The organism is Ideonella sp. sgz306126 (assembly GCF_056032705.1).
This window is the reverse complement of record NZ_JBVYWP010000001.1, coordinates 166529-191511: the sequence shown is the minus strand read 5'-3', so window position 1 is coordinate 191511 and position 24983 is coordinate 166529. Positions and strand designations below refer to the sequence as shown.

The following is a 24983-nucleotide window of genomic DNA, read 5'->3' as shown; positions in this document are numbered from 1 at the left end:
GATGAGCACCGACCCGAACTGCATTTTCTGCAAGATTCTTGCGGGCCAGATTCCTGCCAGCAAGGTGCACGAGGACGACGATCTGATCGCCTTCCATGACATCCACCCCTGGGCGCCGGTGCATATCCTGCTGGTGCCGAGGCGGCACATCCCGTCGATGCAGGAGGTGACGCCGCAGGATCAGGCGCTGATGGGCAAGATGATGGTGCTGGCACCGCAGTTGATGGCCGCGCTGGGGGTGTCCGGCGGCTTCCGCCAGGTCATCAACACCGGCCGCGACGGCGGGCAGGAGGTCCACCATCTGCATATGCACGTGATGGGCGGACCGCGGCCCTGGCTCAAGGGCTAGGCCTGCGCCGGACGGACGTCCTCACAATGTGTCGGCGCGGAAACATCTGGCCCGTAGAATCGGGTGATTCGTCTTTTGGAGAAGTCTCATGGGATCGTTCAGCATCTGGCATTGGCTGATCGTGCTGCTGGTGGTCGTGCTGATCTTCGGCACCAAGAAGCTGAAGAACGTCGGCGAAGACCTGGGCGCAGCGGTCAAGGGTTTCAAGGATGGCGTCAAGGGTGCCAGCGACGCACCGGCCGAGAGCCAGCCGGTGCCACCGGCGCAGCAGGTCACCGCCAACAAGGCGGCCGACCCGGGCAACACCGTTGACGTCGAGGCCCGGACCAAGTCCTGAGGCCGCCGTGCAGGTGAGCAGCGCGGGCCTGCCGCCCGGCTGCTTGGCCTGCACTCGGTTGATTCGTCATGATTGACTTCGGATTCGACAAGATGGCGCTGATCGGGGTGGTGGCGTTGATCGTCATCGGACCCGAGAAGTTGCCGCGCGTGGCGCGCACGGTGGGCCACATGGTGGGCAAGGCGCAGCGCTACATGGCCGACGTGAAGGCGGAGGTCAACCGCTCGATCGAACTGGAGGAGCTTCAGAAGATGAAGAGCCAGTTCGAGGATGCCGCGCGCGATGTCGGGCAGACGGTGCAGCGGGAATTCGACGCTGCCTCCAGCGCGTTCGACAAGACTTGGAGCGAGGCCACGGCCGGCCTGTCGGGCAGCCTGGGCCACACCAGCACGGACGACCCGTCGACCTGGGTGCCGCCCGCCACGGCCTACCGCCCTCCTCGCAAGAACTGGCGCATCAAGCGCACCGCGACGCCGCACTGGTACAAGCAGCGCCAGGGCGTGCGCATGCACGTGCAGTCCGGCGCGGCCCGGGTGGCTCGCTTCCGGCCTCCGCGCGGCGGCTCGTCTGCCTGAGCGTGGGCGCCACTGACGCGCGGGCCCGCCGCGGTTCCTCTTCGGCCCCCGTCCTGACTGGCGGGGCGCGATGCCTGCATTGGCAAGACATTCGGACACGAGCCGCCCATGAGCACTGAATCACGCGACGAACTCGACGGCACCGAGGCCCCCTTCGTCACCCACCTGATCGAACTGCGCGATCGCCTCGTGCGGGCCATGATCGCGATCGGCGTGGCCTTCGGCGCGCTGGCGATCTGGCCCGGTCCATCGGGTCTGTACGACCTGCTGGCCGCCCCGCTGGTGGCGGCCTTGCCGCACGGCGCGACGATGATCGCCACCAACGTCATCTCGCCGTTCCTGGTGCCGCTGAAGATCACGATGATGGCGGCCTTCATGCTGGCGCTGCCGGTGGTGCTGTACCAGCTCTGGGCCTTCGTGGCGCCGGGCCTCTACAGCCACGAGCGCAAGCTGGTGCTGCCGCTGGTGATTTCGAGCACCGTGCTGTTCCTGGTCGGCGTGGCGTTCTGCTACTTCTTCGTGTTCGGCCGCGTCTTCGCGTTCATCCAGCGGTTCGCGCCGCACAGCATCACCGCGGCACCCGACATCGAGGCCTACCTGAGCTTCGTGATGTCGATGTTCCTCGCGTTCGGCGCCGCGTTCGAGGTACCGGTGGTGGTGGTGGTGCTGGCGCGCCTGGGCGTGGTCAGCATCGACAAGCTCAAGAGCCTGCGCGGCTATTTCATCGTCGTGGCCTTCATCGTCGCGGCGGTCATCACGCCGCCGGACGTCGTCTCGCAGGTGTCGCTGGCCTTGCCGATGTGCTTGCTGTATGAGCTGGGCATCATCGCGGCCCGGTTGTTCATCAAGCACACTCAGGCGCCGCCCGACGCCGACGCCAAGCCCTGAGCCGGGCAGCCGGGCGGCTGGCCTTACTCGGGCTGGCGCGGGGTCGGTGGACGGCTGGCCACCGTCACCTTCAGGTCCAGCGCCTGCTGGCCGCGCTGAACGCCGATCACCGCGTCGGTCTGCGGCTTCAGGGCGGCCACCGCCATCAGCAACTGCGAGGTGTTGTGCACCGGCTGGCCGGCGATCCGCACCACCACGTCGCCGGGCTTCATGCCGGCGGCACTGGCCGGGCCGTTCTGCAGCACGCCGGTGATCAGCACGCCGTCATGCACCGGCAGGTTGAAGCTCTGGGCGAAGTCCACATCCAGGTCGCGCGGCTGCACGCCGATCCAGCCCCGGGTGACGTGGCCGTCCTTGACCAGGGCGTCCATCACCTGTCTGGCCAGATCGATCGGGATCGCAAAACCGATGCCCATGTTGCCGCCGGACTGCGAATAGATCGCCGTGTTGATGCCGATCAGGTTGCCGTGGACATCGATCAGCGCCCCGCCCGAATTGCCCGGGTTGATCGCCGCATCGGTCTGGATGAAATTCTCGAACGTCGACAGGCCCAGGCCGCTGCGACCCAGCGCGCTGACGATGCCCGAGGTCACGGTCTGGCCGACGTTGAAGGGGTTGCCGATCGCCAGCACCGCGTCGCCGACCTGCAGCTGACCGATGTCGCCCAGCGTGACCGTGGGCAGGCGGTCGAGATCGATCTTCAGCACCGCCACGTCGCTGTCGGGGTCGGTGCCGACCAGCCGGGCTTCGGCCTGACGGCCGTCGGACAGGCGGACCTGGATCTCGTCGGCGCCATCGATCACGTGGTTGTTGGTGAGCAGGTAGCCGTCGCTGGTGACGATGACGCCCGAGCCCAGGCCGACCTGGGGTTCGCTCTGCGCGTCACGTTGGCCGAAGAAGAAGCGGAACCACGGGTCCTGGTTGTGCGGCCCGGCCTTGGCGGGCGCCCGGCTGGCCGTCACGCTGACCACGGCGGGCGAGGCGCGGCGCGCAGCGGCGGTCAAGGGCTGCATCGGTTCGGTCACCCGGCGGGCGACGCTGGGCGCTGGCAGGGGCGCCGAGGGCAGGGCGCCCGATGGCGGCCAACCGCCGGGCGTGGGGCGCAGCCACTGCGGCTTGAAGGTGCCCACGACGAACAGCACCGCCACCGCGATGGTCACCGCCTGGGAGAAAATGAGCCAGGTTTTGCGCATGAAAGACGATTCGATGAAGCCGACGGCGCCGCGTGACGAGATCGAAGCCTTCCTCGACCGCTTGCTGTCACCGCAGGCGTTCAAGGATTATGGGCCGAACGGTCTTCAGGTGGAGGGGCGGGCGCAGATCGGCAAGCTCGTCAGCGGGGTCACGGCCAGCCTGGCCTTGATCGATGCGGCGCTGGCCGCCGGAGCCGACGCGATCCTGGTGCATCACGGTTTGTTCTGGCGTGGCCAGGACGGTCGCCTGACCGGCTGGTTGAAGGCCCGCGTCGAGCGCCTGATGACCTCGGGCGTCAACCTCTTTGCCTACCACCTGCCGCTGGACGCCCACGACGAACTGGGCAACAACGCCCAGTGGGGCCGGCGTCTGGGTCTGCAGGCCGACGCGCGCTTCGGCGAGCAGCAACTCGGCTTCATCGGGCCGATCGAGGGGCAGCCGCAGGCTACCGAGCTGGCCGGGCGGGTCGGGGCTGTCCTGGGCCGCTCTCCGGTGTGGGTCGATGGCGACGGTCGCCCGCTTCGCCGGGTGGCCTGGTGTTCGGGCGGCGCGCAAAGCCACTTCGAGGCGGCGATCGCCGCCGGTGCGGACGCGTTCCTGACCGGCGAGATGTCCGAGCCGCAAGCGCATCTGGCGCGCGAGACCGGCGTCGCCTTCCTGGCCTGCGGCCACCACGCCAGCGAACGCTATGGCGCGGCCGCGGTCGGGGCGCATGTGGCCGCCGCCTTCGGTCTGGCGCATGAATTCATCGACATCGACAATCCCGCATGAACGCTCCCAGCACTCCTTTTGCGCGTCCCTTGGTCGTCAGCATGGGCGACCCCTGCGGCATCGGTCCCGAGATCATCGCCAAAGCCTGGAGCCAGGGTGAGCTGGCCGATGCGGTGGTGGTGGGCGATGCGGCGGTGCTGCGCCGCGCGATGGCCGCGGTCCGGGTGCGGGCGCCGGTGGCGGTGGTGGAGGCGCCCGCAGCGTTGTCACAGGTGCCGCCCGGCTGCCTGCCGGTCTGGCAACCTGCCGGGCTGGGCGCAGGCCTGTCCGAGCTGGCGTGGGGGCAGGTCGATGCGCGCGCCGGCGCGGCGGCGGCGGCCTGCATCGCCGCGGCGGCCGGTGCCGTCCTGGCGGGCACGGCGTCGGCGCTGGTCACCGCGCCGGTGCACAAGGAAGCCCTGGCCCAGGCCGGCGTGACGTTCCCCGGCCACACCGAGATGCTGCAGGCGCTGGCCTCGCGGGCGGCGGGGCGGCCGTTGCCGGTGCGCATGATGCTGGCCAACGAGGAATTGCGGGTGGTGCTGGTGACGATCCACGTCGCGCTGCGCCGGGCGATCGAGTTGCTCGACACGCCGCTGATCCTCGACACCTTGCGCATCACGCACCAGGCGATGCAGCACTTCGGCCTGCGTCAACCACGGCTGGCCGTCGCCGGTTTGAATCCGCACGCCGGCGAGGGCGGGCTGTTCGGCGACGAGGAGATCCGGTTGATCATGCCGGCCCTGGCCGCGGCGCGCGCCGAGGGCATCGACGCGCGGGGCCCGTTCGCGCCCGACACGGTGTTCATGCGGGCGCGCAACGCGCCGGGGCATCCCGGCGAATTCGACGCGGTGATCGCGATGACCCACGACCACGGCCTGATCCCGGTGAAATACCTCGGCGTCGAGCACGGCGTCAACGTGACCCTGGGCCTGGGACTGGTGCGGACCAGCCCCGACCATGGGACGGCCTTCGATCTGGCAGGTCAGGGCGTGGCGGACCCGGCCAGCTTGGTGGCCGCCACCCGGATGGCGCGCCGACTGAGCAGGTCCGGCGACGCCGTACCGCGCTGAGCAGGTCGCGGCGCCGCGGCGGTCGGTCTCAGCGCTTGGCGAGTGCGTCGCGGATTTCGCGCAGCAGCAGCACGTCTTCCGGGGTCGGTGCGGGCGGTGCCGGCGGCGCGGCCGGTGCGTCCTTCTTCATCTTGTTGAGTTGCTTGACCATCACGAAGATGATGAAGGCCAGGATCACGAAGTTCAACGCCACGGTGATGAAATTGCCGTAGGCGAAGACCGCGCCGGCCTTTTTCGCGTCGGCCAGATTGGTGGCCGTCTGACCGGCGAGCGGGATGAAATAGTTGGAGAAGTCCAGGCCGCCGAAGATTTTGCCGACGATCGGCATGATCAGGTCGCCGACGATCGAATCCACGATCTTGCCAAAGGCGCCGCCGATGATGACGCCGACCGCCAGATCGACGACGTTGCCCTTCATGGCAAACTCTTTGAACTCCGACGAAAAACTCATGCTGTTCTCTCCTGTCAACGGTGTGGGTGTGAGCGAGCGGCGTAGCCGCTCGCATCCGGCGGCCAGTATTGCCCGGCCCTGAGCGATGTCAACGACTTTCGCCGTGTGGCGTGCACTGATGCGCGCAGGCGACGGTGCAGCGTTGTGGGTCCGCTAAAATGCCGGATTGACCGAAAACAGATTTCTGTCTTTCCCCCTTCCCCAGCTCCAAAGAGGATCCCCATGACCGATAACGCGGTGGACCAAGGCAAGCGCACGTGGCTGATCGCCACCGGGTGCGCTGGTGCCGTGGGTGGTGTGGCGACGGCGGTGCCGTTTGTCAGCTCGTTCAGCCCGTCCGAGCGTGCCAAGGCCGCTGGAGCTGCGGTGGAAGCCGACATCAGCGGGCTCAAGCCGGGCGAGAAGATGACCGTCGAGTGGCGGGGCAAGCCGGTCTGGATCCTGCGCCGCACTCCCGAGGAAGTGGCTGAGCTGAAGAAGAACGATCCGTTGCTGGCGGATCCCGAGAACGAGCGCAAGGCCTATCCGCTGCCCGAATATGCACGCAACGAGTGGCGTTCGATCAAGCCCGAATACCTGGTGGTGATCGGCATCTGCACCCACCTGGGCTGCTCGCCGGGCGACAAGTTCACGCCGGGCCCCCAGCCGGGCCTGCCGGACAACTGGCCCGGCGGTTTCCTGTGCCCCTGCCACGGTTCCACCTTTGATCTGGCCGGCCGCGTGTTCAAGAACAAACCGGCGCCGGACAATCTTGAAGTGCCTCCCCACATGTACCTCGCCGACACCAAGCTGTTGATCGGCGAGGACAAGAAGGCCTGAACCGGCGTCGCCCACAGAACACAGGAAAGGCAACCATGGCTGAATTCAAGATTGCACCCGCCGATGCGCCGATGGCGGAGAAGCTGATGACCTGGGTGGACAACCGCTTCCCGGCCACCAAGATGTTCAAGGAGCACATGTCGGAGTACTACGCTCCGAAGAACTTCAACTGGTGGTACGTCTTCGGCGTGCTGGCGATGCTGGTGCTGGTGATCCAGATCGTCACCGGGATCTTCCTGGTGATGCACTACAAGCCGGACGCGGCGGTGGCGTTCGCGTCGGTCGAGTACATCATGCGCGACGTGCCGTGGGGCTGGTTGATCCGCTACATGCACTCCACCGGCGCGTCGGCGTTCTTCATCGTCGTCTACCTCCACATGTTCCGCGGCCTGCTGTACGGTTCGTACCGCCAGCCGCGCGAGCTGGTGTGGATCTTCGGCTGCGCGATCTTCCTGGCGCTGATGGCCGAAGCCTTCATGGGCTATCTGCTGCCCTGGGGCCAGATGTCGTACTGGGGCGCGCAGGTGATCGTGAACCTGTTCTCGGCCGTGCCCTTCATCGGGCCGGACCTGTCGCTGATGATCCGCGGCGACTACGTGGTCGGCGACGCGACGCTGAACCGCTTCTTCAGCTTCCACGTGATCGCCGTGCCCCTGGTGCTGCTGGGCCTGGTGGTGGCCCACATCATCGCGCTGCACGAAGTGGGTTCGAACAATCCGGACGGCATCGAGATCAAGGCCAAGAAGGACGCGCAGGGGCGGCCGCTGGACGGCATTCCCTTCCATCCGTACTACTCGGTGCACGACATCCTCGGGGTGTGCCTGTTCCTGATCGTGTTCTCGGCGATCATCTTCTTCGCGCCGACGATGGGCGGCTACTTCCTCGAAGCCAACAACTTCATCCCGGCCGATCCGCTGAAGACGCCGCTCCACATCGCACCGGTCTGGTACTTCACGCCGTTCTATTCGATGCTGCGCGCCACCACCGACGACCTGGTCAAGGTGCTGTGCGTGATCGTCGGACTGGCCGCGCTGGCCTCGTTCTTCAAGCTGCGGGCCAGCATGATGGTGCGCGGTGCGGTGCTGGTGGCCGGGGTGGTCGTGATTGGCCTGCTGCTGACTTTCGACGCCAAGTTCTGGGGCGTGGTAGTGATGGGCGGCGCCGTGATCATCCTGTTCTTCCTGCCCTGGCTGGACCACAGCCCGGTCAAGTCGATCCGCTATCGTCCGGGCTGGCATTTCCAGCTGTACATGGTTTTCGTGGTGTTCTTCCTGGTGCTGGGCTATCTGGGCATCCAGCCGCCGACCCCGCTGGGGACGCTGATCGCGCAGACCGGCACGCTGTTCTATTTCGGCTTCTTCCTGCTGATGCCTTGGTGGAGCCAGCTCGGCACCTTCAAGCCGGTTCCCGATCGCGTGACCTTTCACGCGCACTGATGCACAGGGCAGGAGCACACACCATGATCAAGAAATTCATTGCCGGCTGCGTCGCCGCCCTGTGCCTGGTGTCGGGCGCGTTCGCCGAAGGCGGCGTTCCGCTCGACAAGTTCCCGACCGAGCGCATGAACGACATGTCGTCGCTGCAGAACGGGGCCAAGCTGTTCGTCAACTACTGCCTGAACTGCCATTCGGCGTCCTACATGCGCTACAACCGCATGCACGACATCGGCCTGACCGACCAGCAGATCAAGGAAAACCTGCTGTTCGCCAGCAGCAAGGTGGGCGACACCATGCATGTCGCGCTCGACCCCAAGCAGGCCAAGCTGTACTTCGGCGCGGTCCCGCCCGACCTGAGCGTGATCGCGCGCTCGCGCGCCAGCGAGCGGGGCAGCGGCGCGGACTACCTCTACACCTATCTGCGCAGCTTCTACCGCGACGATTCGCGTCCGACCGGCTGGAACAACATCGCCTTCCCGAACGTGGGCATGCCGCACGCGCTGTGGCAACTGCAGGGGCAGCAAAAGGCCATCTTCGAACAGGTCAAGAACCCTGAGGATCCGACCAAGACCGACGAGGTGTTCAAGGGGTTCGAACTCGCCGTGCCCGGTACGATGACGCCGGCCGAGTACAACAGCAACGTGGCCGACCTGGTCGCCTACCTGCAGTGGATGGGCGAGCCCGCCCAGGCCCAGCGCGTGCGTCTGGGCGTGTGGGTGCTGCTGTTCCTGGCCATGATGACCGTCTTCGCCTGGCGCTTGAACGCGGCATACTGGAAAGACGTCAAGTAAGTGTGATCCACGCCCGGCCGACCCGCGGTCGGGCCTCTCGCGCAGTGCGGCTCAGGCGCCCACTGCGTTTTCTGTTTTTCGGCGCCTGCCTGAACCGCTTCTGAAGGGAGCTCGACACCATGATGGTGCTTTACTCCGGAACCACCTGCCCCTACTCGCACCGCTGCCGCTTCGTGCTGTTCGAGAAGGGCATGGATTTCGAAATTCGCGACGTTGACCTCTTCGCCAAGCCCGAAGACATCGCGTTGATGAACCCGTACAACGAAGTGCCCATCCTGGTGGAGCGCGACCTGATCCTGTACGAATCGCACATCATCAACGAGTACATCGACGAGCGCTTTCCGCACCCGCAGCTGATGCCCGGCGATCCGGTGGCTCGCGCCCGCGTGCGCCTGTTCCTGTTCAACTTCGAGAAAGAGTTGTTCGCCAACGTGAACATCCTCGAAGGCCGGGGGATCAAGGGCAACGACAAGCAGTTGGAGAAGGCCCGCGGCCAGATTCGCGACCGCCTGACCCAGCTCGCCCCGATCTTCCTGAAGAACAAGTACATGCTGGGCGACGACTTCTCGATGCTCGACGTGGCCATCGCACCGCTTCTGTGGCGCCTGGATTACTACGGCATCGACCTGTCGAAGAACGCGGCGCCGCTGCTGAAGTACGCCGAGCGGATCTTCTCGCGCCCGGCCTACATCGAGGCATTGACGCCGTCCGAAAAGGTGATGCGCAAGTAAGCTTCGACGACACGACGTCACATCCACCATGACCACCCCGCCGACCGCCTCCGACAGCCAGGGTAGTTCGACCCGTCCCTACCTGATCCGTGCCCTGCACGACTGGTGCACCGACAACGGCTTCACGCCCTATGTGGCGGTGTTTGTCGACTCCGGCGTCCAGGTGCCGATGGAGTACGTCAAGAACAACGAGATCGTGCTCAACGTCGGGTTCGAGGCCACCAGCGGCTTGAAGCTGGGCAACGAATTCATCGAGTTCAAGGCCCGGTTCGGCGGCGTGGCGCGCGAGATCGTCGTGCCGGTGGATCACGTCGTTGCCATCTACGCCCGCGAGAACGGACAAGGCATGGCGTTCCCGATGCCTTCGGCCGACACGGCGGCCGACAGCACCGGCATGCTCGCCGTGGAGGGGGGGCCGCAAAGGGCCGCTCCAGGCCTGCGTCTGGCCAGCGTCGAGCCGGCGGCGGAGCCGGATGCGGGGGGAGACGATCAACCCCCGCCGGCGACGCCGCCGCGCCCGACGCTCAAGCGCATCAAGTAGTCTGGCGCCGGCATCGCGGCCCCTCGCGAGGCGGTGGCGGTGAGATGCATAGAATGCCGATTTCCCGTGCCGGCTTAGCTCAGCTGGTAGAGCAACCGCCTTGTAAGCGGTAGGTCATCCGTTCGATTCGGATAGCCGGCACCAGCGCTCCGCGCTGCCAAGGGGTCAGGGTCGACGCGGCTGAACCTTGACTCGCACCGCAAGCGCGGGCCAGCCGGCCTCGGCGAGCAGTCTTTCCAGGGTGGGCACGCTCTGGCGGAGCTTGGCGGCGACGGCCGTGTTGGGCACCAGCAGGTTCCAGCCGTCGTCGTCCAGCACGCCGGGACGCACCCAGGCATGCAGCGACGCTGGCAAGGCGGGCAGGATGGTGGCGAAGCGGGCCTGGGATTCGCGCAGCCGCTCCATCAGGTGGCCGAGCATGTGGTTGGCGTCCAGCGCCTCCGAGATGGGGCGTGTCGGGGCTTGTTGCGGCGGCCGGTTCATGGTTGCAGGAGTGTAGCGATGCAGATCCTTATCACCGGCATGGGTTCGTCACGGACCAGGTCGATCTCGATCGGGCGAGGCCAGTTGATCATGGCCCTGGCAGGCTTGGCCATCGTCTGGTTGCTGCTGTCCGGCGTGATCTACAACCTGGTCCTGGTCACCGCGGCGCGCCAGGGCTGGCCGGTGGTCAGCCGGGTGGTCCGGCTGGTGGTCCGGGACGAGTTCGCGCAGCGTGACCGCTTCATGAGAGAAAACCTCGACGCCATGGCGCAGAAGGTGGGCACCATGCAGGCGCGCCTGATCGGCCTGGAGGCGCTGAGCGATCGCCTGTCGGGCCTGGCGGGCATCAAGGGCAGTGAACTCAAGGACTTGCATCGTCCGCAGGCTGCCTCCGCCGCTGCCGGGGGGCCGTACCTGCCGCTGGAACACCCGAGCCTGAAGCAGTTGAACGACGCCATGGCCATCCTGGACGAGCGGGCGGACCTGCAGTCCGATCTGTTCACGCTCACCGAGTCCCGGCTGTTCGAGAGTCGCATGAGCTCGTTGATGATCCCCAGCAGCCGGCCGGTCGAGGGTCCGGTGGGCTCGGGCTTCGGCTTTCGCAGCGATCCGTTCACCGGGCATGCCGCGCTGCACACCGGCCTGGACTTCCCGGCGCCGATCGGCACGCCGATCAAGGCGGCTGCCGGCGGCGTGGTGCTGTCGACCGACTGGCACAGCGACTACGGCAATCTGCTGCAGATCGACCACGGCAACGGCGTCGTGACCCGTTATGCCCACACGTCGAAGATCCTGGTCAAGGTCGGCGACCTGGTGCGGCGCGGCCAGGAGGTCGCGTTGGTCGGCACGACCGGTCGATCCACCGGCCCGCACCTGCATTTCGAGGTCGTGCTCGATGGCGTGCCGCAGAATCCGGCGCGCTTCCTGGCGCTGGGGCCGGACACCCCGACCGTGGCCGCGGCCGACGGCAAGGCGATCCGCTGATGCGGCGGGCCGCCGATGCCACGGACATGAAACACCCCGGTGCTAAACTCGATCGTTTGCGACGCACCTCCCTACCGCCCGCCAAGACGCCAGCCCTTCACACTCCGCCGGTGCCTTCACGAGCGCGTCCCGGTGTCCTTGCAAACGCGCCCCGGAGCCCCCAAGTGCCGGCCACGCCGTGCCGGGCCTTCCCCGACCTTGTCGCCGCCTGATGGCGGCTCGCCTGGCTCCCTCGGGTGCGTTGCCCTCAGCCCTTATCTTGCCCACGCCGCATGTTGCCCAAGCTCCTCACCCAGATTTTCGGCAGTCGCAATGACCGGCTGCTCAAAGGTTTCCGCCGCACGGTCGACACGATCAATGCCCTGGAACCCCAGTTCGAAAAGCTCGACGATGCCGCGCTGAAGGCCAAGACCGACGAGTTCCGCGCCCGTCTGGCCCAGGGAGCGACACTCGACGACTTGCTGCCCGAAGCCTTTGCCGCAGTGCGCGAGGCCGGCAAGCGGGTGCTGAAGATGCGCCATTTCGACGTGCAGCTGATTGGCGGCATGGTGCTGCACGCCGGCAAGATCGCCGAGATGCGAACCGGCGAAGGCAAGACGCTGATGGCGACGCTGCCGGTGTATCTCAATGCGCTGTCCGGCAAAGGCGTGCATGTGGTCACGGTGAACGATTACCTGGCCAGCCGCGACGCCGAATGGATGGGGCGGCTTTACGGCTTTCTGGGCATGACCGTCGGCGTCAACGTGCCCGGTCTCGAACGGGCCGAGAAGCAGGCGGCGTTCGCTGCCGACATCACCTACGGCACCAACAACGAGTTCGGCTTCGACTACCTGCGCGACAACATGGTCTACGAGGTCGAGGACCGCGTCGCCCGCGGCCTGAACTACGCCATCGTCGACGAGGTGGACTCGATCCTGATCGACGAGGCACGCACGCCGCTGATCATTTCCGGCCAGGCCGAAGACCACACCGAGCTCTACGTGCGCATCAACGCCGTGGTGCCCAAGCTGAAGAAGCAGATCGGCGAGGAGGACATCCGCACCGGCGAAGGCGTGATCGAGCCGGGTGACTTCACGGTCGACGAGAAAACGCACCAGGTCTTCCTCACCGAAGCCGGCCACGAGCGGGCCGAGATCATCCTCGGCGAGGCCGGCCTGCTGGCCGAAGGCGCGAGCCTGTACGACCCGGCCAACATCACGTTGATGCATCATGTGTACGCCGCGCTGCGGGCCCAGCATCTCTACCACCGCGATCAGCATTACGTGGTGCAGAACGGCGAGGTGGTGATCGTCGACGAATTCACCGGCCGCCTGATGACCGGTCGGCGCTGGTCCGACGGCCTGCACCAGGCCGTCGAGGCCAAGGAAGGCGTGAAGATTCAGAGCGAGAACCAGACGCTGGCCTCGATCACCTTCCAGAACTACTTCCGCATGTACGCCAAGCTCGGCGGCATGACCGGCACCGCCGACACCGAGGCCTACGAGTTCCAGGAGATCTACGGCCTGGAAACGGTGGTCATTCCGCCCAACAAGCCGACGATCCGCAAGGACGAACTCGACCTGGTCTACAAGACCTCGGGCGAGAAGTTCAACGCCGTCATCGACGACATCCGCGATTGCCACACGCGAGGCCAGCCGGTGCTGGTGGGCACGACCTCGATCGAGAACTCCGAGCTGATCTCCGGCCTGCTCACCGCGGCCAAGCTGCCGCACCAGGTCCTCAATGCCAAGCAGCATGCCAAGGAAGCCGAGATCGTGGCCCAGGCCGGCCGGCCCGGCGTGATCACCATCGCCACCAACATGGCCGGCCGTGGCACCGACATCGTGCTCGGCGGCAACGTCGAGAAGCAGATCCAGTTCATCGAGGCCGACGAGGCCATCCCGGCGGACGACAAGGCACGGCGCATCCAGCAACTCAAGGACGAGTGGCAGGGCCTGCACGACAAGGTGAAGGCCGAGGGTGGCCTGCGCATCATCGCCACCGAACGGCATGAAAGCCGCCGCATCGACAACCAATTGCGCGGCCGCTCCGGCCGCCAGGGCGATCCGGGCGCGTCGCGCTTCTACCTGAGCCTGGACGACCCGTTGATGCGCATCTTCGCGGGCGACCGCGTCAAGGCCATCATGGAACGCCTGAAGATGCCCGAGGGCGAGGCGATCGAGGCCGGCATCGTCAGCCGCAGCATCGAAAGCGCGCAGCGCAAGGTCGAGGCGCGCAACTTCGACATTCGCAAGCAGCTGCTGGAATACGACGACGTCTCCAACGACCAGCGCAAGGTCATCTACCAGCAACGCAACGAGATCCTCGAGGCGCAGTCGCTGCGCGAGCAGATCGCCAACCTGCGCCGTGCCACGATGAACGACGTGGTGCGCACCTTCGTCCCCGCCGAAAGCGTCGAGGAACAGTGGGACCTGCCGGGCCTGGAAAAGGTGCTGTCCGACGAGTGGCAGCTGGCGGTGCCGCTGCGCGCGATGGTCGAGGCCAGCGACACCATCACCGACGAGGACGTGGTCGAGAAGGTGGGTGCCGCGGCCGACGAGGCCTTCGATGCCAAGCTGGCGTCGGTCGGGGTCGAGCAATTCACGCCGTTCATGCGCATGGTGCTGCTGCAATCGATCGATTCGCACTGGCGCGAGCATCTGGCCGCGCTCGATTACCTGCGCCAGGGTATCCACCTGCGCGGCTATGCCCAGCAGAACCCGAAGCAGGAATACAAGCGCGAAGCCTTCGACCTGTTCGCCCAGTTGCTCGACGTGGTGAAGATGGAAGTCACCCGCGTGCTGATGACCGTGCGCGTGCAGACCCAGGAGCAGATCAGCGAGGCCGCCGAGGCCATCGAAGAGCGGGCCGAGCTGATCCACAACGTCACCTACACCCATCCCAACGAGGACGGCAGCGTCAGCGAGGTGGCCGACCCCGAGACCCAGGTGGCGCGCGTGGGGCGCAACGACCCCTGCCCCTGCGGTAGCGGCAAGAAATACAAGAACTGTCACGGTCGCCTGGCCTGAGGCCGGCAAGCGAGCGGCCTTGGACGCCGACACCCTGCGTCTGGCGCCGCGGCACTGCCGCAGCGCGCGCCTGCGGTTGGAGGCGCCGCAGCCGGCGCACGCAGCGGCGCTGCTCGACAGCGTCAACACCAGCCTGTCGACCCTGGGCTTCATCGCCTGGGCCCAGCACCCCTGGGATCTGGCCCAGGCCGAGCGCTTCTGCCAAGCGGGCCAGGCCATGGTCGAGGCCGGCGAATGCCTGATCTTCAACGCCTTCCGCCTTGACGACGGCGCATTCGTGGGCCGCATCGACCTGCACAGCTTCGACTTCGAGGTGCCGCGCGGCGAGGTCGGCTACGTGGGCGACATCCGCCATGCGGGTCAGGGCCTGATGCGCGAAGCGGTCCTGGCGGTGTTGTCGCTGGGCTTCGACCTGGGCCTGGCACGCATCCAGGCGCTGTCGGATCTGGCCAATGAGCGTGCGCTGCACTTTGCGCGGTCCGTCGGCTTGCGCGAGGAGGGCGTGTTGCGGCACTACGAGCGCGACGCCCGCGGCGGCCTGTCGGCCCAGGTGATGTTCGCGATGCTGGCGGGTGAATTTCCGCGCTGAGCCGGCGCGGTCACCGGCGGGCCCTCACGCCTGCGGCAGCGTGTAGCGCGTGCTCGGCCCCTTGCCGCGCTGCACCAGCAACCCCGCCTCGGCGAGCAGCCCCAGGTGCTTGGACGCGGTGGCCGGGCTGACCTGCGCGGCCTCGGCGTAGGCACTCTTGTTCAGGCTGCCCTGCGCCAACAGCCGGGCCACCACGGCGCGGCGCGGCGCATCGCCGATCAAGGCGCCCAGGCGCTCGCGCCACAGGCCGGACACCTGCTCCTCGCGGCTCAGCTCGCGCCCCCAGGCCTGCTGCAATTGATCGAATTCGGGGCCCAGGTCATCGCTCACGCCGTGGCGTGCGATCAGGCTGCGCGCGGCTTCGCGCTCCTTGCTCGCAATCAGCAGGTACTGGCGGGCCAGCGCCAGGTGGGTGCGGGCGCGCTGCGCCGCCGGCCGCGGCAGGGCGAGTTCGTTGCGAAGACGCTGTACCTCGTTCATTTCGTCCGGATGGCTGGCCTGCTCGGGCGGCAGCAGCCGCTCACCGTCCTGCAGGCCGGTCAGGATCTGGCGCTTCAATCCGGCAGCCGCTTGCGTCAGGCTGGGCAGTTCCAGTGTCTTGCTCAGGGTCTGGCCCTGAGCGGCGTGCTCGTCGCCCCGGCGTTCGTCGGCCGGGTCGCCGCCGAGCTGGAAGCGCTGGTAGTGGCTTTCCGCCAGATTCAGGTGGCAGGTCACGACATGGCGCTGCATGTCCAGCCGCAGGTAGATGGGCAGCGCCTGATGCAGGTGGGCGATGGCCGCGTCGAAATCGCCCACGTTCATGCAGGCCACGGCGAGGTTGCCATGGGCGCTGGCTTCGAGGTTGGGCTCGACCGCATGGCGGCGGGCCGCGTCCAGCACGCGCTGGGCATGGTCCTGGGCTTTGCCGAACTCGGCCTGTTGCGCATACAGCAGGCACAGGTTGTTGTAGCCATTGAGCACGTCGCGGCGCTGGCCCAGTTGTTCGAAGATCAGCAACGCGCGCTGCTGATGCTCGATCGCGCGGGGCAGCTCGTTCTCGCAGCGCCATTGCTCGCTCAGCACCAGTTCGAGCAGGGCGGTTGCCGCTGCCGGCAAGCTGCCTTCGTCGCGCATCCTGGCGACCGCCGCGAGCAGCGGCTTGGCCTTGGGGTCGCTGCGCCGCAGATGCAGCCAGGCCAGCCGGGTCATGCCGGTGGCCACCTCGCCCAGGGCCTCGGTCAGCGCGTCGCCCCGGGCGGCGGTGACGGCGGCCTGGCAGTGCTCGATGCTGGCCTCGTAGCGGCTGATCGCCCGGTCCGGATCGCGCGCATGGTCAAAGAACGCCAGCGCCGCCGTGGCACGGCCCAGCAGCAGCGCCTCGCCGCTTTCCTGGGCCAGCCGCAGCGCCTGTTGCAGGCAGGCCAGCTCACGCGCATCGTCGCGCCGGAAGCGCCACAGCGGCGCCTCGGCCAGCACCAGCTCGAAGCGCTCGCGTGCCGGGCGGTCCTGGCGTTTGAGCGCCTCCAGCAGCAACTGGGTCTCCGGGCTTTCGGCCAGTTCCAGCGCGAAGCGGTTCAGCGTGCCGGCACAGCCCGTCACGTCCTGGGCCTGGGTGTGGTGCCACAACGCATCGGCGGCCGCATCGCGCAACAAGGCGTCCTGCGCGCGCTGCCGGTGCCACGCCGCACGCTCCGACGGCGGCGGCGCGTCCGGGCCGGTCAGATCGACATATCGGCGCAAGCTCAGCAGCAGGGCGCCATCGGTCGGGCCACTGCCGAGCAGGTCGACCATCAGCCGCCGGCCCTTTTCCAGATAGCGGTAAAGCGTGCTCGGACCGACCGACCACAGGCCGCACAAGGTGTCGGCCACCGGCTCGCCGGCCCGCCGCCGGTAGATGGTCGGAAAGTCAGGCACGGCCAGGAAGCCGTTCTGCGCGGCCAGCGCCAGCACCGGGCGCCAGGCGGTGCTGTGCACCCACGCGGCGTCGTCGATGCCTTCCAGCGTCGCCTGGTGGTCAGGCCGCAGCTGGCTCAGGGCCCAGGCCAGCAGCAGGTGTTGGCTGTCGACCCCGCGGCGCTCGGGTTGCAGCCGATCCCCCAGCGTGCCCCACACCGTGGCGAGCCAGGGCTGCTCCAGACAGGCCCGCAGGCGCCGGGCGCGCACCGGCAACTCGGGCACGCCGCCTTGGCGGTGGGCGTTCAAACCGGCATGCACCAGCCAGGCCACGGCATGGCGGGAGGGCGCGGCAACAGGGAGGGCGGGCATCGCGAACTTCAAATTGGGGGGGGGGGGGACGTCGAATCCGGGATGACCTGAATCGTCAAGCCATCGTCTGACGTTCGCATGGTAGGGCACGCCAGCCGGCGTTGGGATGCGAGGCGCCCTGGCGTAGTCTTGCGCCATCCCACCCGTTGACGGCTCGCGCCGGGTTCGAAGTGCCATCCACCAGGAGTTCCCCATGCCCCGTTTGACCGATGCTCCGGCGCACTGCGATGGCGTCGTGCTGGCGGTGTATGTGCCTTTCGGCAGCGACGCCAACCTGAGCACCTACCCCGACGACCGCAGCCGCTCGGTGATGGAGCATCCGCTGGTCGAGTCCCTGCGCGAGGTGGCGCGCACCGGCGTGCCGGTGATGGCCTTGTTCGATCGGGCGCAGGACGACACCTGGCTGCTCCACATCCCGGCCGATGATCCCGAATCCACCACGCTGCACAGTCGCTGGAAGGCGGACATGCGGTGCGAGCGCAGTCTCCGGGGCTTTCTGCTGGAGGCCCATCAGCACCATCCCAAGGCGGCGCTGGTGCTGGGGTTGGAAGGGCACGGCACCGGCTATCTGCCGGAAATCACCGGTAGCCCTCCCCCGGTGTCACCGGCGGCTGCGGACTCGAACGTGTGGCAGATCTCGGGACGCGAGGCGGCGCCCCTCGTGGGCGTGTCGACCGAGCAGCCGCAAGGCCATCCGGCCTTGCCGTTGGGCTTTCCGGATCTGCCGCTGGGCTTTCCGGGCATGCCCTTCGGATTCCCCGGCATGCCCTTCGGCTTTCCGGGCATGCCGAACTCGCACATGCCCTTGTCGACCCCCGGCCTCGGGCGCGCCCTCAAGGCGGCCCGGGATCAGGGCGGGCCACACATCGCGGTGATCCACCTCGCCAACTGCTTCAACTTCTCGACCGAGGTGCTACACACCGTGGCGCCCTATGCCGACGCGGCCGACGGCGTCTGCGGCATCGATTTCTTCACCGCGGGGGCGGCCTATGCGGGCGCCTTTGCCCGATTGGCCGAGCGGGGCAGCGCGAGCGCGCTGGAACTGGCGCAGTGGCTGTGCGACGCCCAGCATGACACGCTGGCACCCGGGGGGGGCTACCCGACCGTGGGTGGCGCGCTGGCCTTGTCGCGCATGACGGGCATCGCCAACGGTGTCGATGCGCTGTCCGATACGCTGCTGGACCTGCTCAGGGGGCCGGCCACCCCCGCCCGGGCCGCGGCGCTGGCCATGATCGAAGCGGCGGTGGCCGACGCGATGAACTACGACGTCGCCGAGCCGGCGATCCTGCAGACGCCCGATCAGCTCACCGATCTGCGCAGCCTGGCCGCCGCATTGCAGCGCCACGCAACGGCCTATCCCGCCGTGCGGGGCGCCGCAGAGACGCTGGCCGGCCTGCTGGCCGGGATCAAGCGTTATGGCGACAAGGGCGTGCCGGCCCTGGACGACACGCACAGCGCGGTGTGGGACTTCACCGAGCCGACGCTCGCCATGAACATCTTTCTGCCCGATCCGCTGCGCGAAGGTGTGTGGGACTGGCGCGCACCGTACTACTTCGACCTCAACCCGACCCCGCGCACGCTGAACCTGGCCGACGGCAGCACCGTGACGCTGCCGCCGTCGCAGCCCGCGGTGATCGATTTTCTGAAGGAAACCAACTGGGTGGAGTTCCTGAAGGAATACCACCGCGACACGCCCTTCCAGGCGCTCCACGTCGGTCGTGTGCCAAGCCATCCGGTGTTCCGGCCGGGCCATCGGCCTTCGCCGGCGGCCCAGGCCGCCGTGGCCGCAGCCGGCGCGCGCCGGCCGCGCCGTCGCCATGTCCCCGGTCCGGTGGCGCAAGCCGTTCGGCAACGGTCAGCGGGCAAGGACGAGCCGCCCTCCAAAACATAACAAGAACAAGAAAAAAAGACGCTGTCATCGTTGTCCTTGGCCCGTTCAGGCCCTTCGGGGAATGGACGGGTTTTTTTTGTCCGTGCTTGCGGCCAGGCCGCTGCAGCGCTGCCGGATCGACTGCTCATCGTCTACCAGGAACGTGCGGTTCTGCGCACTGCTGCGTGGTTTTGCAAACGCCGCAGCGATGCAATGCACCCATGCCGTCCCAGGCATCGACGCTTTGTTCCCCGATCGAAGGAGAGATCCATGGCCACGCTTCCCGACATGCTTCGCGCCGAGATGTACCGCTGCCAGACCCTGGCGCGGGACTACGCCACGCTGGGTTCCACCGGCGCCTTTGCGCGCGCCTTGCTGGACGAGGCCGTCCTGGCGGCCGAACACGCGCTGTGCCACGGCGATGTCGCGGTGATCCAGCGTGCGCTGGACCGTCTGCGTACTTTCCGCGAGGTCATGCCCGACACCCCGCCGCGGATGGCCGTCCGTCCTGCGGCGAGCCTGGCGCGCGACGCCGCCGCCATCGCGCCGGCCCAGCCGCGGACCCTCCTGCAAGAGCAGTTCTTCACCTGGACGCGCCGCGCGTGATCCGGCCGCCGTCCACCTCCGCCCGTCGTCCACAGGAGCACCCTATGAAGCCCTTGCCAACGCCGTCGTCCGACGGCCCGGCCGTGTCCGGTGTCTGTCACGCCGAAATGGCCGTGTGGGACCCGGCCGACGAGTACGACGACGCAGGCCGGGCTTTGGCCGAACTCGATCGGCGCAGCATGCTGCTGCTGGCCGGCCTGTGCGTGCTGACCCTGGCGATGGCCTTGGTGGGTGTGGCGGTGACCGTGCTGGCCTGACCCGCGCCGGGTGCCACGGCGGCCGGTGTTCGTACAATCGCCGACTCCCATCCGCCGCCTCGAGTCCGCCATGCCCGTCAACCTACACGCCGCTGCCCCCGAGTCACTGCACGCTGTCGCCGGCGTGAGGTTGGGCGTGGCCGAGGCCGGTATTCGCAAGGCCGCCCGCAAGGATCTGGTCGTGGTCGAACTTGCCGAAGGTGCGACGGTGGCCGGCGTGTTCACCCGCAACCGCTTTTGCGCCGCGCCGGTGCAGGTCTGCCGCGAGCATCTGGCCAGCGGGGCAGCGATCCGGGCGATCCTCGTCAACACCGGCAATGCGAACGCCGGCACGGGGGCGGACGGCCTGGCGCGGGCGCGCCGCAGCTGCGTGGCGCTGGCCGGTCGGTTGGGCCTGACGCCCGAGCAGGTGCTGCCGTTTTCCACCGGCGTGATCATGGAAACGCTGCCGGTCGATCGCCTCGAGGCGGGCCTGCCGGCGGCGCTGGCCGACCTGGCCCCGGCTCACTGGGCGCGGGCCGCCGAAGGCATCATGACCACCGACACGCTGCCCAAGGCCGCGTCGCGCCAGCTGACGATCGACGGCCGCACGGTGACGGTGACCGGCATCTCCAAGGGCGCCGGCATGATCCGCCCGAACATGGCGACGATGCTGGGTTTCGTCGCCACCGATGCGGCGCTCGACGCCGACCTGCTGCAGGTCCTGGTGCGCGAGGCCGCCGACGAGAGCTTCAACCGCATCACGATCGACGGCGACACCTCGACCAACGATTCCTTCGTGCTGATCGCCACCGGCCAGGCCGGCCACGCGCCGATCCGGTCGCTGCAAAGTCCGCAGGGACGGGCCTTGCGCGACGCCGTGGTCGCGGTGTCGCGCGAACTGGCTCAGGCCATCGTGCGCGATGGCGAGGGCGCGACCAAGTTCATCACGGTGCAGATCGACGGTGGCCGCAGTGTCGACGAATGCCGCCTGGCGGCCTATGCCATCGCACACTCGCCCTTGGTCAAGACCGCCTTTTTCGCCAGCGATCCGAACCTCGGCCGCATCCTGGCCGCGGTGGGCTATGCGGGCATCGACGATCTGGACCAGAGCCTGATCGAGATGCACCTGGACGACGTGCACGTCGTGACCCAGGGCGGACGGCATCCCGGCTATCGCGAAGAAGACGGCCAGCGCGTGATGAAACAGTCCGAGATCTGCGTGCGGGTGGACCTGCGCCGTGGCGACGCCAGCACCACGATCTGGACCTGCGACCTGTCACACGACTACGTCCGCATCAACGCCGACTACCGCAGCTGATGGAAGGGTCGGCGCCGGCCTCGCGCAGCGCCGTGCCGGTCGCCGCGTTTCGGACAGGCTCAATAGGTCGGTGACGGCGCCGCGTCGACCGTGTCCAGGTCGCCGCGGAACTCGACCTTGCCGCGCAGCCGTGCGCGCGGATGGACATCGAGCAGCGCATCGTATTGCGCGTCGCCCAGCAGGGTCGCGGTACCGGTGATCTCCAGCGTCTTGCGGGCGATGATGGTGCCGCGCACCTTGCCTTCGAGCAACACGTGGTCGGCCTCGATCGTGGTGGCTTCCACCACGCCGGTGGCACCGATGTGCACGGTGCCGCCGTTCTGGAAGCTGATGTCGCCCTTGAGCACGCCATCGATCTTCAGCCCCAGATCGTTGCGCGAACTGAACGAGCCTTCGAAGGCGGCTCCTTCGGCGATCAGGCTGGAGATGGCATTGAGTTGCTCGACCGGCACCAGGCGGGCAGGGGCGCGATGGCTGTCATTCACGTTCACAAAGACTCCTCGGGTTGAGCGGCACTGGCACGAGCAGGCTGCGCGGATGGTAGCCGAGCCGGACGCCGCCGGTTCGCCGGCTCGGCATCCAGGCGCAACGCCATGCCTACGCCGGGATCGGTGCTGGCGGCCGGGGTGGGTGTCGGGGCGGGTGTCGGGGCGGTCGTCCGCAACGCCGCAGATGGCGGCGCGGCAGGCGTCTGCGGTGCCGCGCTCGCATGCCAGGCGTGCCAGGCCCAGGCCAGAGCCAGGCCCAGCGCCAGCGGCAGGCTCAGCCAGCGTCCCAGCCGGCCCAGGGCCCACAGCAGCCAGCGCCAACCCAGCCGCCACCGCGCCACGCGGGCATTGCGCCGGGCACTGCGCTGCAGGGCGGCGCGCCGCAGTTCCTGGGTGGTCGCGACGCGCGTATCAGCTGCGGCCGGCGCCTTCGGCATCGGGGCGGACCCGCTCCAGCTGGGCGTTGAGGTCGGCACCGTTGACCTGCAGATGGGTGTAGCGGATGCGACCCGAGACGCTCGCCGTCTCATGCAGCGTGACCCGGCCGCCCGAGGCGTCGAGCAAGCCCACCGTCTGGCCCAGCACGGAGATGTTGGGGGCGGAGATGTCGCCGACCACAGTGCCGGTTTCGGTCACCGTCACGTGGCCATCGGCAGCGCCTTGCAGCAGCAGGTCGCCTTGCACTTCGCCGGCCACCGTGACCGAACCCTCGATGCGGGCCGAGCCGGTGAACGCCAAGCCGCTGGCCAGCGTCGTGTGGTGCGCCATGGCCTGCAGCGGCGCCACCGCCTGCAGCGCCGGCTGCAGCACCGGCACTTGGCCCAGCTGTCCGGGCATTGCCTGGCCCATCGGCACTTCGGGAGGCAGGGCGTCGACCGGCGCCGAGGGGTCTTGGAAGGAGTCCATGGGAAGGTGTCGGTTGCGGTGAGCGTGGGTGCGGCGCTTCATCGCGCGTCGCCCAGCACCGGGAGGGAGTCCTCGCTCTTGAGGGTCTTGAACGGGCCTTGAAGGACCGCCCCATCATACATACGCAGCCGCGCCGCCAGCAGGGTGCCGGTGGAGACACCCGTGCTGGCCACGTAGGCCGTGCCCTGGCACTCGATCACGGTGTCCGGGTCGGTGTCGTCGGTGACGCCGCCCAGGTGTCCCAGCAGGTACAGGTCGCCCAGCACGCGGAAGCGCCCGCGCAACTGGCCGGTGTGCCAGATCACCAGGCGCCCCGCGACCTCGCCGCGGCCGTGCAGCGAGCCCTGCAGCAGCAAGCCCCCCTGGAAGCGGTTCAGCCCGTCGACGACCGAGCCCTCGGCAATGCGGTTCAGGATGTTCATCTTGACCGGATCGATGACGAGGGTGTCGCTGCCGGCGCCGAGCAAGGCCTGGCCTGCGAGGGCCGAGGGGGTGCTCACGAGTCGGCCCTCCGCGCCACGCGCTGCGGGATTCGCGCTGGGGAGCGGCCCGGCGCGCTCATGCCTTCCACCACCACCACAGCCCGGCCGCCAGCAAGGCCGACCAGCCGCCGAACGCGGCCGCCAGCACGCGCCGGCGCCAGCGCACCAGGCCGGGCAGCGAGACGGGCTGGCCGAGCATCGCGTCGGCAGGTTCGTCGGCCCAGGCGCTGCGGGTCGCGATCGCGGTGAGCTCGGCGGCGCCGCTCAACCAGTCCACCAGGACGCCGCGGCGGGGCCAGTGCCGGACATCGGCCGACGAGCCCATGTCGACGACGAACCGGCGACCCACGACCTGCTCGGTGAAATAGCGATCGATGGCCTCGGGCGACTGCATGGGCTCGCATTATGGACGCGCCGCCGCGCGCTGATACGATGCGGCGGCCAACCTGGGGACACGCAGAAGGTCGCCCTGTTTTTCTCGGTATTCAGCTCTGGTGGGGGGTGCATGAGGTCCTGGCTCCGGTCTTTTTGGGCGCGGCTGCGCTTGCCGCCCCATGACTTGCTGCGCGATGCCACCTATCGGCGTCTGTGGACGTCCATCCTGATCAGCTCGTTCGGCGGTCAGGTCACCTTGCTGGCCGTGCCGCTGACGGCGGCCGTGCTGCTGCACGCCAGCCCGATCCAGATGGGCCGCCTGACCGCGATGGAGATGCTGCCGTTCGCGCTGTTCTCGCTGCCCGCCGGGGTCTGGCTGGACCGGGTGCGCAAGTTGCCGGTCTACGTCGGCGGCGAGATGACGCTGGCGCTGGCGGTGGCGTCGGTACCGCTGGCCTGGGCCGTGGGTCGCCTGGACATGGCCTGGCTCTACGCGGTCAGCTTCTGCGTCGGGACGGTCAACACCGTGTCGGGATCCGCCGCGCAAATCGTGCTGACCCAGGTGGTGCAGCGCGAACGTCTGGTCGAGGCCCATGCCCGCAACGCGTTGGCCAGCTCGGGCGCCGAGGTGGCCGGGCCGGGGGTGGCGGGCGTGCTGATCCGGTTGCTGGGGGCGCCGGTGGCGTTGCTGGTGGACGCTGCGCTGCTGCTGGGATCGTCGGCCATTCTGGGCGGCTTGAATGTGACGGAGACGCGCCCGGCACCGCGCGCGACGCGCTTCTGGACCGATCTGCTCGACGGCCTGCGCTTTGTCCGCCACCACCGCCTGCTGCTCAGCCTGGCGGCCTGCGTCGGGATCTGGCAGATGTGCCAGCAGGCGGCGATCGTGGTGCAGATCCTGTTCGCCACCCGCACGCTGGGCCTGAGCGAGAAGGGCGTGGGTCTGAGCTACGTCGCGCTGGGCGTGGGGACGGTGATGGCGAGCGCCTTCGGCGACCGGGTCAGCCAGCGGTTGGGGCCGGGGCCTTGCCTGGTGCTGGGCTTCGCGTTGACGGCGGCGGGCTGGTTGTTGCTGGCGGTGGCGCCGGCCGGCGTCTGGGGCCGGGTGAACCTGGTGCTGATGCTGAGCCTGTTCGGCCTGGGCGCGGTGCTGATCTTCATCAACTTCATCGCGCTGCGCCAGGCCGTCACGCCGGCGCCGTTGCTGGGCCGGATGACCAGCACGATGCGCTGGCTGATCCTGCTGCCGGCGGTGCCGGGTGCCCTGATCGGCGGCTGGCTGGGCGAGCACGAGGGCTTGCGCTCGTCGTTGCTGTTCGCCGGCCTGGCCTGCAGCGCGATGGCCTGGGTCGCCTGGCGGCTGCCGGCGATCCGGGGCGTGACCGGCCTGCCGCAGGCCGCCGACATCAGCGGCATCGAGGTCGTCGAGGACGCCGCCCTGTGAGCGGCGCGCTGC

At 68.2% G+C, this 24983-nt stretch carries 28 protein-coding genes and 1 tRNA gene; 20 read left to right on the top strand and 9 right to left on the bottom strand.

Annotated elements, in window-relative coordinates:
* Position 1: 1 nt before the first annotated feature.
* The 4 genes from AC0N04_RS00865 (at position 2) to tatC (ending at position 2149) form a co-directional block, all read left to right on the top strand.
* Entirely contained in the window at positions 2 to 349 is a 348-nt protein-coding gene (locus AC0N04_RS00865) for a histidine triad nucleotide-binding protein (protein ID WP_474277665.1), read from the top strand.
* An 88-nt stretch (positions 350 to 437) separates the two neighbouring features.
* Positions 438 to 686 carry a Sec-independent protein translocase subunit TatA gene (tatA, locus tag AC0N04_RS00860; protein WP_474277663.1) on the top strand — a complete coding sequence of 83 codons (249 nt, stop codon included), beginning with the start codon at positions 438 to 440 and terminating at the stop codon, positions 684 to 686.
* 68 nt (positions 687 to 754) lie between these two features.
* Entirely contained in the window at positions 755 to 1261 is a 507-nt protein-coding gene (gene tatB / locus AC0N04_RS00855) for a Sec-independent protein translocase protein TatB (RefSeq protein WP_474277662.1), read from the top strand.
* Between the two features lie 108 nt (positions 1262 to 1369).
* Complete coding sequence (gene tatC / locus AC0N04_RS00850) at positions 1370 to 2149, top strand: twin-arginine translocase subunit TatC (RefSeq protein ID WP_474277660.1); 780 nt, start codon at positions 1370 to 1372, stop codon at positions 2147 to 2149.
* A 23-nt stretch (positions 2150 to 2172) separates the two neighbouring features.
* Here tatC and AC0N04_RS00845 read toward each other — a convergent pair whose 3' ends face one another.
* Positions 2173 to 3342 (bottom strand): S1C family serine protease, encoded by a 1170-nt coding sequence (locus AC0N04_RS00845; RefSeq protein ID WP_474277658.1) that lies wholly within the window; start codon positions 3340 to 3342, stop codon positions 2173 to 2175.
* On the opposite strand from AC0N04_RS00845, the gene AC0N04_RS00840 reads away from it, so the two are divergent.
* Complete coding sequence (locus AC0N04_RS00840) at positions 3341 to 4114, top strand: Nif3-like dinuclear metal center hexameric protein (protein WP_474277656.1); 774 nt, start codon at positions 3341 to 3343, stop codon at positions 4112 to 4114. The two genes, AC0N04_RS00845 and AC0N04_RS00840, sit on opposite strands and share 2 nt — an antisense overlap.
* Entirely contained in the window at positions 4111 to 5166 is a 1056-nt protein-coding gene (gene pdxA / locus AC0N04_RS00835) for a 4-hydroxythreonine-4-phosphate dehydrogenase PdxA (protein WP_474277654.1), read from the top strand. The genes AC0N04_RS00840 and pdxA overlap by 4 nt, the downstream gene beginning before the upstream one ends.
* 28 nt (positions 5167 to 5194) lie before the next feature.
* Here the strand turns inward: pdxA and mscL are convergent, their stop codons facing one another.
* Positions 5195 to 5617 (bottom strand): large conductance mechanosensitive channel protein MscL, encoded by a 423-nt coding sequence (gene mscL / locus AC0N04_RS00830; protein WP_474277652.1) that lies wholly within the window; start codon positions 5615 to 5617, stop codon positions 5195 to 5197.
* Positions 5618 to 5839: 222 nt separating this feature from the next.
* Here mscL and petA point away from each other — a divergent pair, with 222 nt between their 5' ends.
* From petA to AC0N04_RS00800, 6 genes are all read left to right on the top strand, one after another.
* Complete coding sequence (petA, locus tag AC0N04_RS00825) at positions 5840 to 6436, top strand: ubiquinol-cytochrome c reductase iron-sulfur subunit (protein WP_474277650.1); 597 nt, start codon at positions 5840 to 5842, stop codon at positions 6434 to 6436.
* Positions 6437 to 6471: 35 nt separating this feature from the next.
* Positions 6472 to 7872 carry a cytochrome b gene (locus tag AC0N04_RS00820; protein ID WP_474277648.1) on the top strand — a complete coding sequence of 467 codons (1401 nt, stop codon included), beginning with the start codon at positions 6472 to 6474 and terminating at the stop codon, positions 7870 to 7872.
* Between the two features lie 26 nt (positions 7873 to 7898).
* A complete protein-coding gene (locus AC0N04_RS00815; protein WP_474279017.1) occupies positions 7899 to 8663 on the top strand; it encodes a cytochrome c1 in 765 nt (254 codons plus the stop codon).
* A 119-nt stretch (positions 8664 to 8782) separates the two neighbouring features.
* The gene (locus AC0N04_RS00810) at positions 8783 to 9394 is read left to right on the top strand and encodes a glutathione S-transferase N-terminal domain-containing protein (protein WP_474277647.1); all 612 of its coding nucleotides are present in this window, start codon (positions 8783 to 8785) and stop codon (positions 9392 to 9394) included.
* 28 nt (positions 9395 to 9422) lie between these two features.
* Positions 9423 to 9935: a ClpXP protease specificity-enhancing factor gene (locus tag AC0N04_RS00805; RefSeq protein WP_474277645.1), complete on the top strand. Its 513-nt coding sequence runs from the start codon at positions 9423 to 9425 to the stop codon at positions 9933 to 9935.
* A gap of 68 nt (positions 9936 to 10003) precedes the next feature.
* A tRNA-Thr gene (locus AC0N04_RS00800) sits at positions 10004 to 10079 on the top strand.
* A gap of 21 nt (positions 10080 to 10100) precedes the next feature.
* Here AC0N04_RS00800 and AC0N04_RS00795 read toward each other — a convergent pair.
* Positions 10101 to 10418 (bottom strand): hypothetical protein, encoded by a 318-nt coding sequence (locus AC0N04_RS00795; RefSeq protein WP_474277644.1) that lies wholly within the window; start codon positions 10416 to 10418, stop codon positions 10101 to 10103.
* A gap of 18 nt (positions 10419 to 10436) precedes the next feature.
* On the opposite strand from AC0N04_RS00795, the gene AC0N04_RS00790 reads away from it, so the two are divergent.
* From AC0N04_RS00790 to AC0N04_RS00780, 3 genes are all read left to right on the top strand, one after another.
* Positions 10437 to 11402 (top strand): M23 family metallopeptidase, encoded by a 966-nt coding sequence (locus tag AC0N04_RS00790; RefSeq protein ID WP_474277642.1) that lies wholly within the window; start codon positions 10437 to 10439, stop codon positions 11400 to 11402.
* 272 nt (positions 11403 to 11674) lie between these two features.
* The gene (gene secA, locus AC0N04_RS00785) at positions 11675 to 14410 is read left to right on the top strand and encodes a preprotein translocase subunit SecA (protein WP_474277640.1); all 2736 of its coding nucleotides are present in this window, start codon (positions 11675 to 11677) and stop codon (positions 14408 to 14410) included.
* Between the two features lie 19 nt (positions 14411 to 14429).
* Positions 14430 to 14999, top strand: coding sequence for a GNAT family N-acetyltransferase (locus AC0N04_RS00780; RefSeq protein WP_474277638.1), 570 nt, complete (start codon positions 14430 to 14432; stop codon positions 14997 to 14999).
* Between the two features lie 24 nt (positions 15000 to 15023).
* Here the strand turns inward: AC0N04_RS00780 and AC0N04_RS00775 are convergent, their stop codons facing one another.
* Complete coding sequence (locus AC0N04_RS00775; RefSeq protein WP_474277636.1) at positions 15024 to 17243, bottom strand: tetratricopeptide repeat protein; 2220 nt, start codon at positions 17241 to 17243, stop codon at positions 15024 to 15026.
* A 193-nt stretch (positions 17244 to 17436) separates the two neighbouring features.
* Here AC0N04_RS00775 and AC0N04_RS00770 point away from each other — a divergent pair, with 193 nt between their 5' ends.
* The 4 genes from AC0N04_RS00770 to argJ all read left to right on the top strand — a co-directional run bounded on the left by AC0N04_RS00770 (position 17437) and on the right by argJ (position 21276).
* On the top strand, positions 17437 to 19134 hold the full coding sequence (locus AC0N04_RS00770) for a hypothetical protein (RefSeq protein ID WP_474277635.1): 1698 nt from the start codon (positions 17437 to 17439) through the stop codon (positions 19132 to 19134).
* A gap of 249 nt (positions 19135 to 19383) precedes the next feature.
* Positions 19384 to 19719: a hypothetical protein gene (locus AC0N04_RS00765; protein WP_474277633.1), complete on the top strand. Its 336-nt coding sequence runs from the start codon at positions 19384 to 19386 to the stop codon at positions 19717 to 19719.
* Positions 19720 to 19763: 44 nt separating this feature from the next.
* Positions 19764 to 19976 carry a hypothetical protein gene (locus AC0N04_RS00760; protein ID WP_474277632.1) on the top strand — a complete coding sequence of 71 codons (213 nt, stop codon included), beginning with the start codon at positions 19764 to 19766 and terminating at the stop codon, positions 19974 to 19976.
* Positions 19977 to 20046: 70 nt separating this feature from the next.
* Positions 20047 to 21276, top strand: a complete 1230-nt coding sequence (gene argJ / locus AC0N04_RS00755; RefSeq protein WP_474277630.1) for a bifunctional glutamate N-acetyltransferase/amino-acid acetyltransferase ArgJ — start codon at positions 20047 to 20049, stop codon at positions 21274 to 21276.
* 59 nt (positions 21277 to 21335) lie between these two features.
* Here argJ and AC0N04_RS00750 read toward each other — a convergent pair whose 3' ends face one another.
* Genes AC0N04_RS00750 through AC0N04_RS00730 form a run of 5 tightly spaced genes read right to left on the bottom strand, consistent with a single transcriptional unit; the run spans position 21336 to position 23546 of the window.
* Positions 21336 to 21767 (bottom strand): bactofilin family protein, encoded by a 432-nt coding sequence (locus AC0N04_RS00750; RefSeq protein WP_474277628.1) that lies wholly within the window; start codon positions 21765 to 21767, stop codon positions 21336 to 21338.
* Positions 21764 to 22201 (bottom strand): hypothetical protein, encoded by a 438-nt coding sequence (locus tag AC0N04_RS00745; RefSeq protein WP_474277626.1) that lies wholly within the window; start codon positions 22199 to 22201, stop codon positions 21764 to 21766. Before AC0N04_RS00745 ends, AC0N04_RS00750 begins: the two co-directional genes overlap by 4 nt.
* On the bottom strand, positions 22176 to 22670 hold the full coding sequence (locus AC0N04_RS00740) for a bactofilin family protein (protein WP_474277624.1): 495 nt from the start codon (positions 22668 to 22670) through the stop codon (positions 22176 to 22178). Before AC0N04_RS00740 ends, AC0N04_RS00745 begins: the two co-directional genes overlap by 26 nt.
* A 38-nt stretch (positions 22671 to 22708) precedes the next feature.
* Positions 22709 to 23170 carry a polymer-forming cytoskeletal protein gene (locus AC0N04_RS00735; protein ID WP_474277622.1) on the bottom strand — a complete coding sequence of 154 codons (462 nt, stop codon included), beginning with the start codon at positions 23168 to 23170 and terminating at the stop codon, positions 22709 to 22711.
* Between the two features lie 58 nt (positions 23171 to 23228).
* Complete coding sequence (locus tag AC0N04_RS00730; RefSeq protein WP_474277620.1) at positions 23229 to 23546, bottom strand: hypothetical protein; 318 nt, start codon at positions 23544 to 23546, stop codon at positions 23229 to 23231.
* Between the two features lie 165 nt (positions 23547 to 23711).
* Here AC0N04_RS00730 and AC0N04_RS00725 point away from each other — a divergent pair, with 165 nt between their 5' ends.
* A complete protein-coding gene (locus AC0N04_RS00725; RefSeq protein WP_474277618.1) occupies positions 23712 to 24971 on the top strand; it encodes an MFS transporter in 1260 nt (419 codons plus the stop codon).
* The last annotated feature ends 12 nt before the right edge of the window (positions 24972 to 24983 follow it).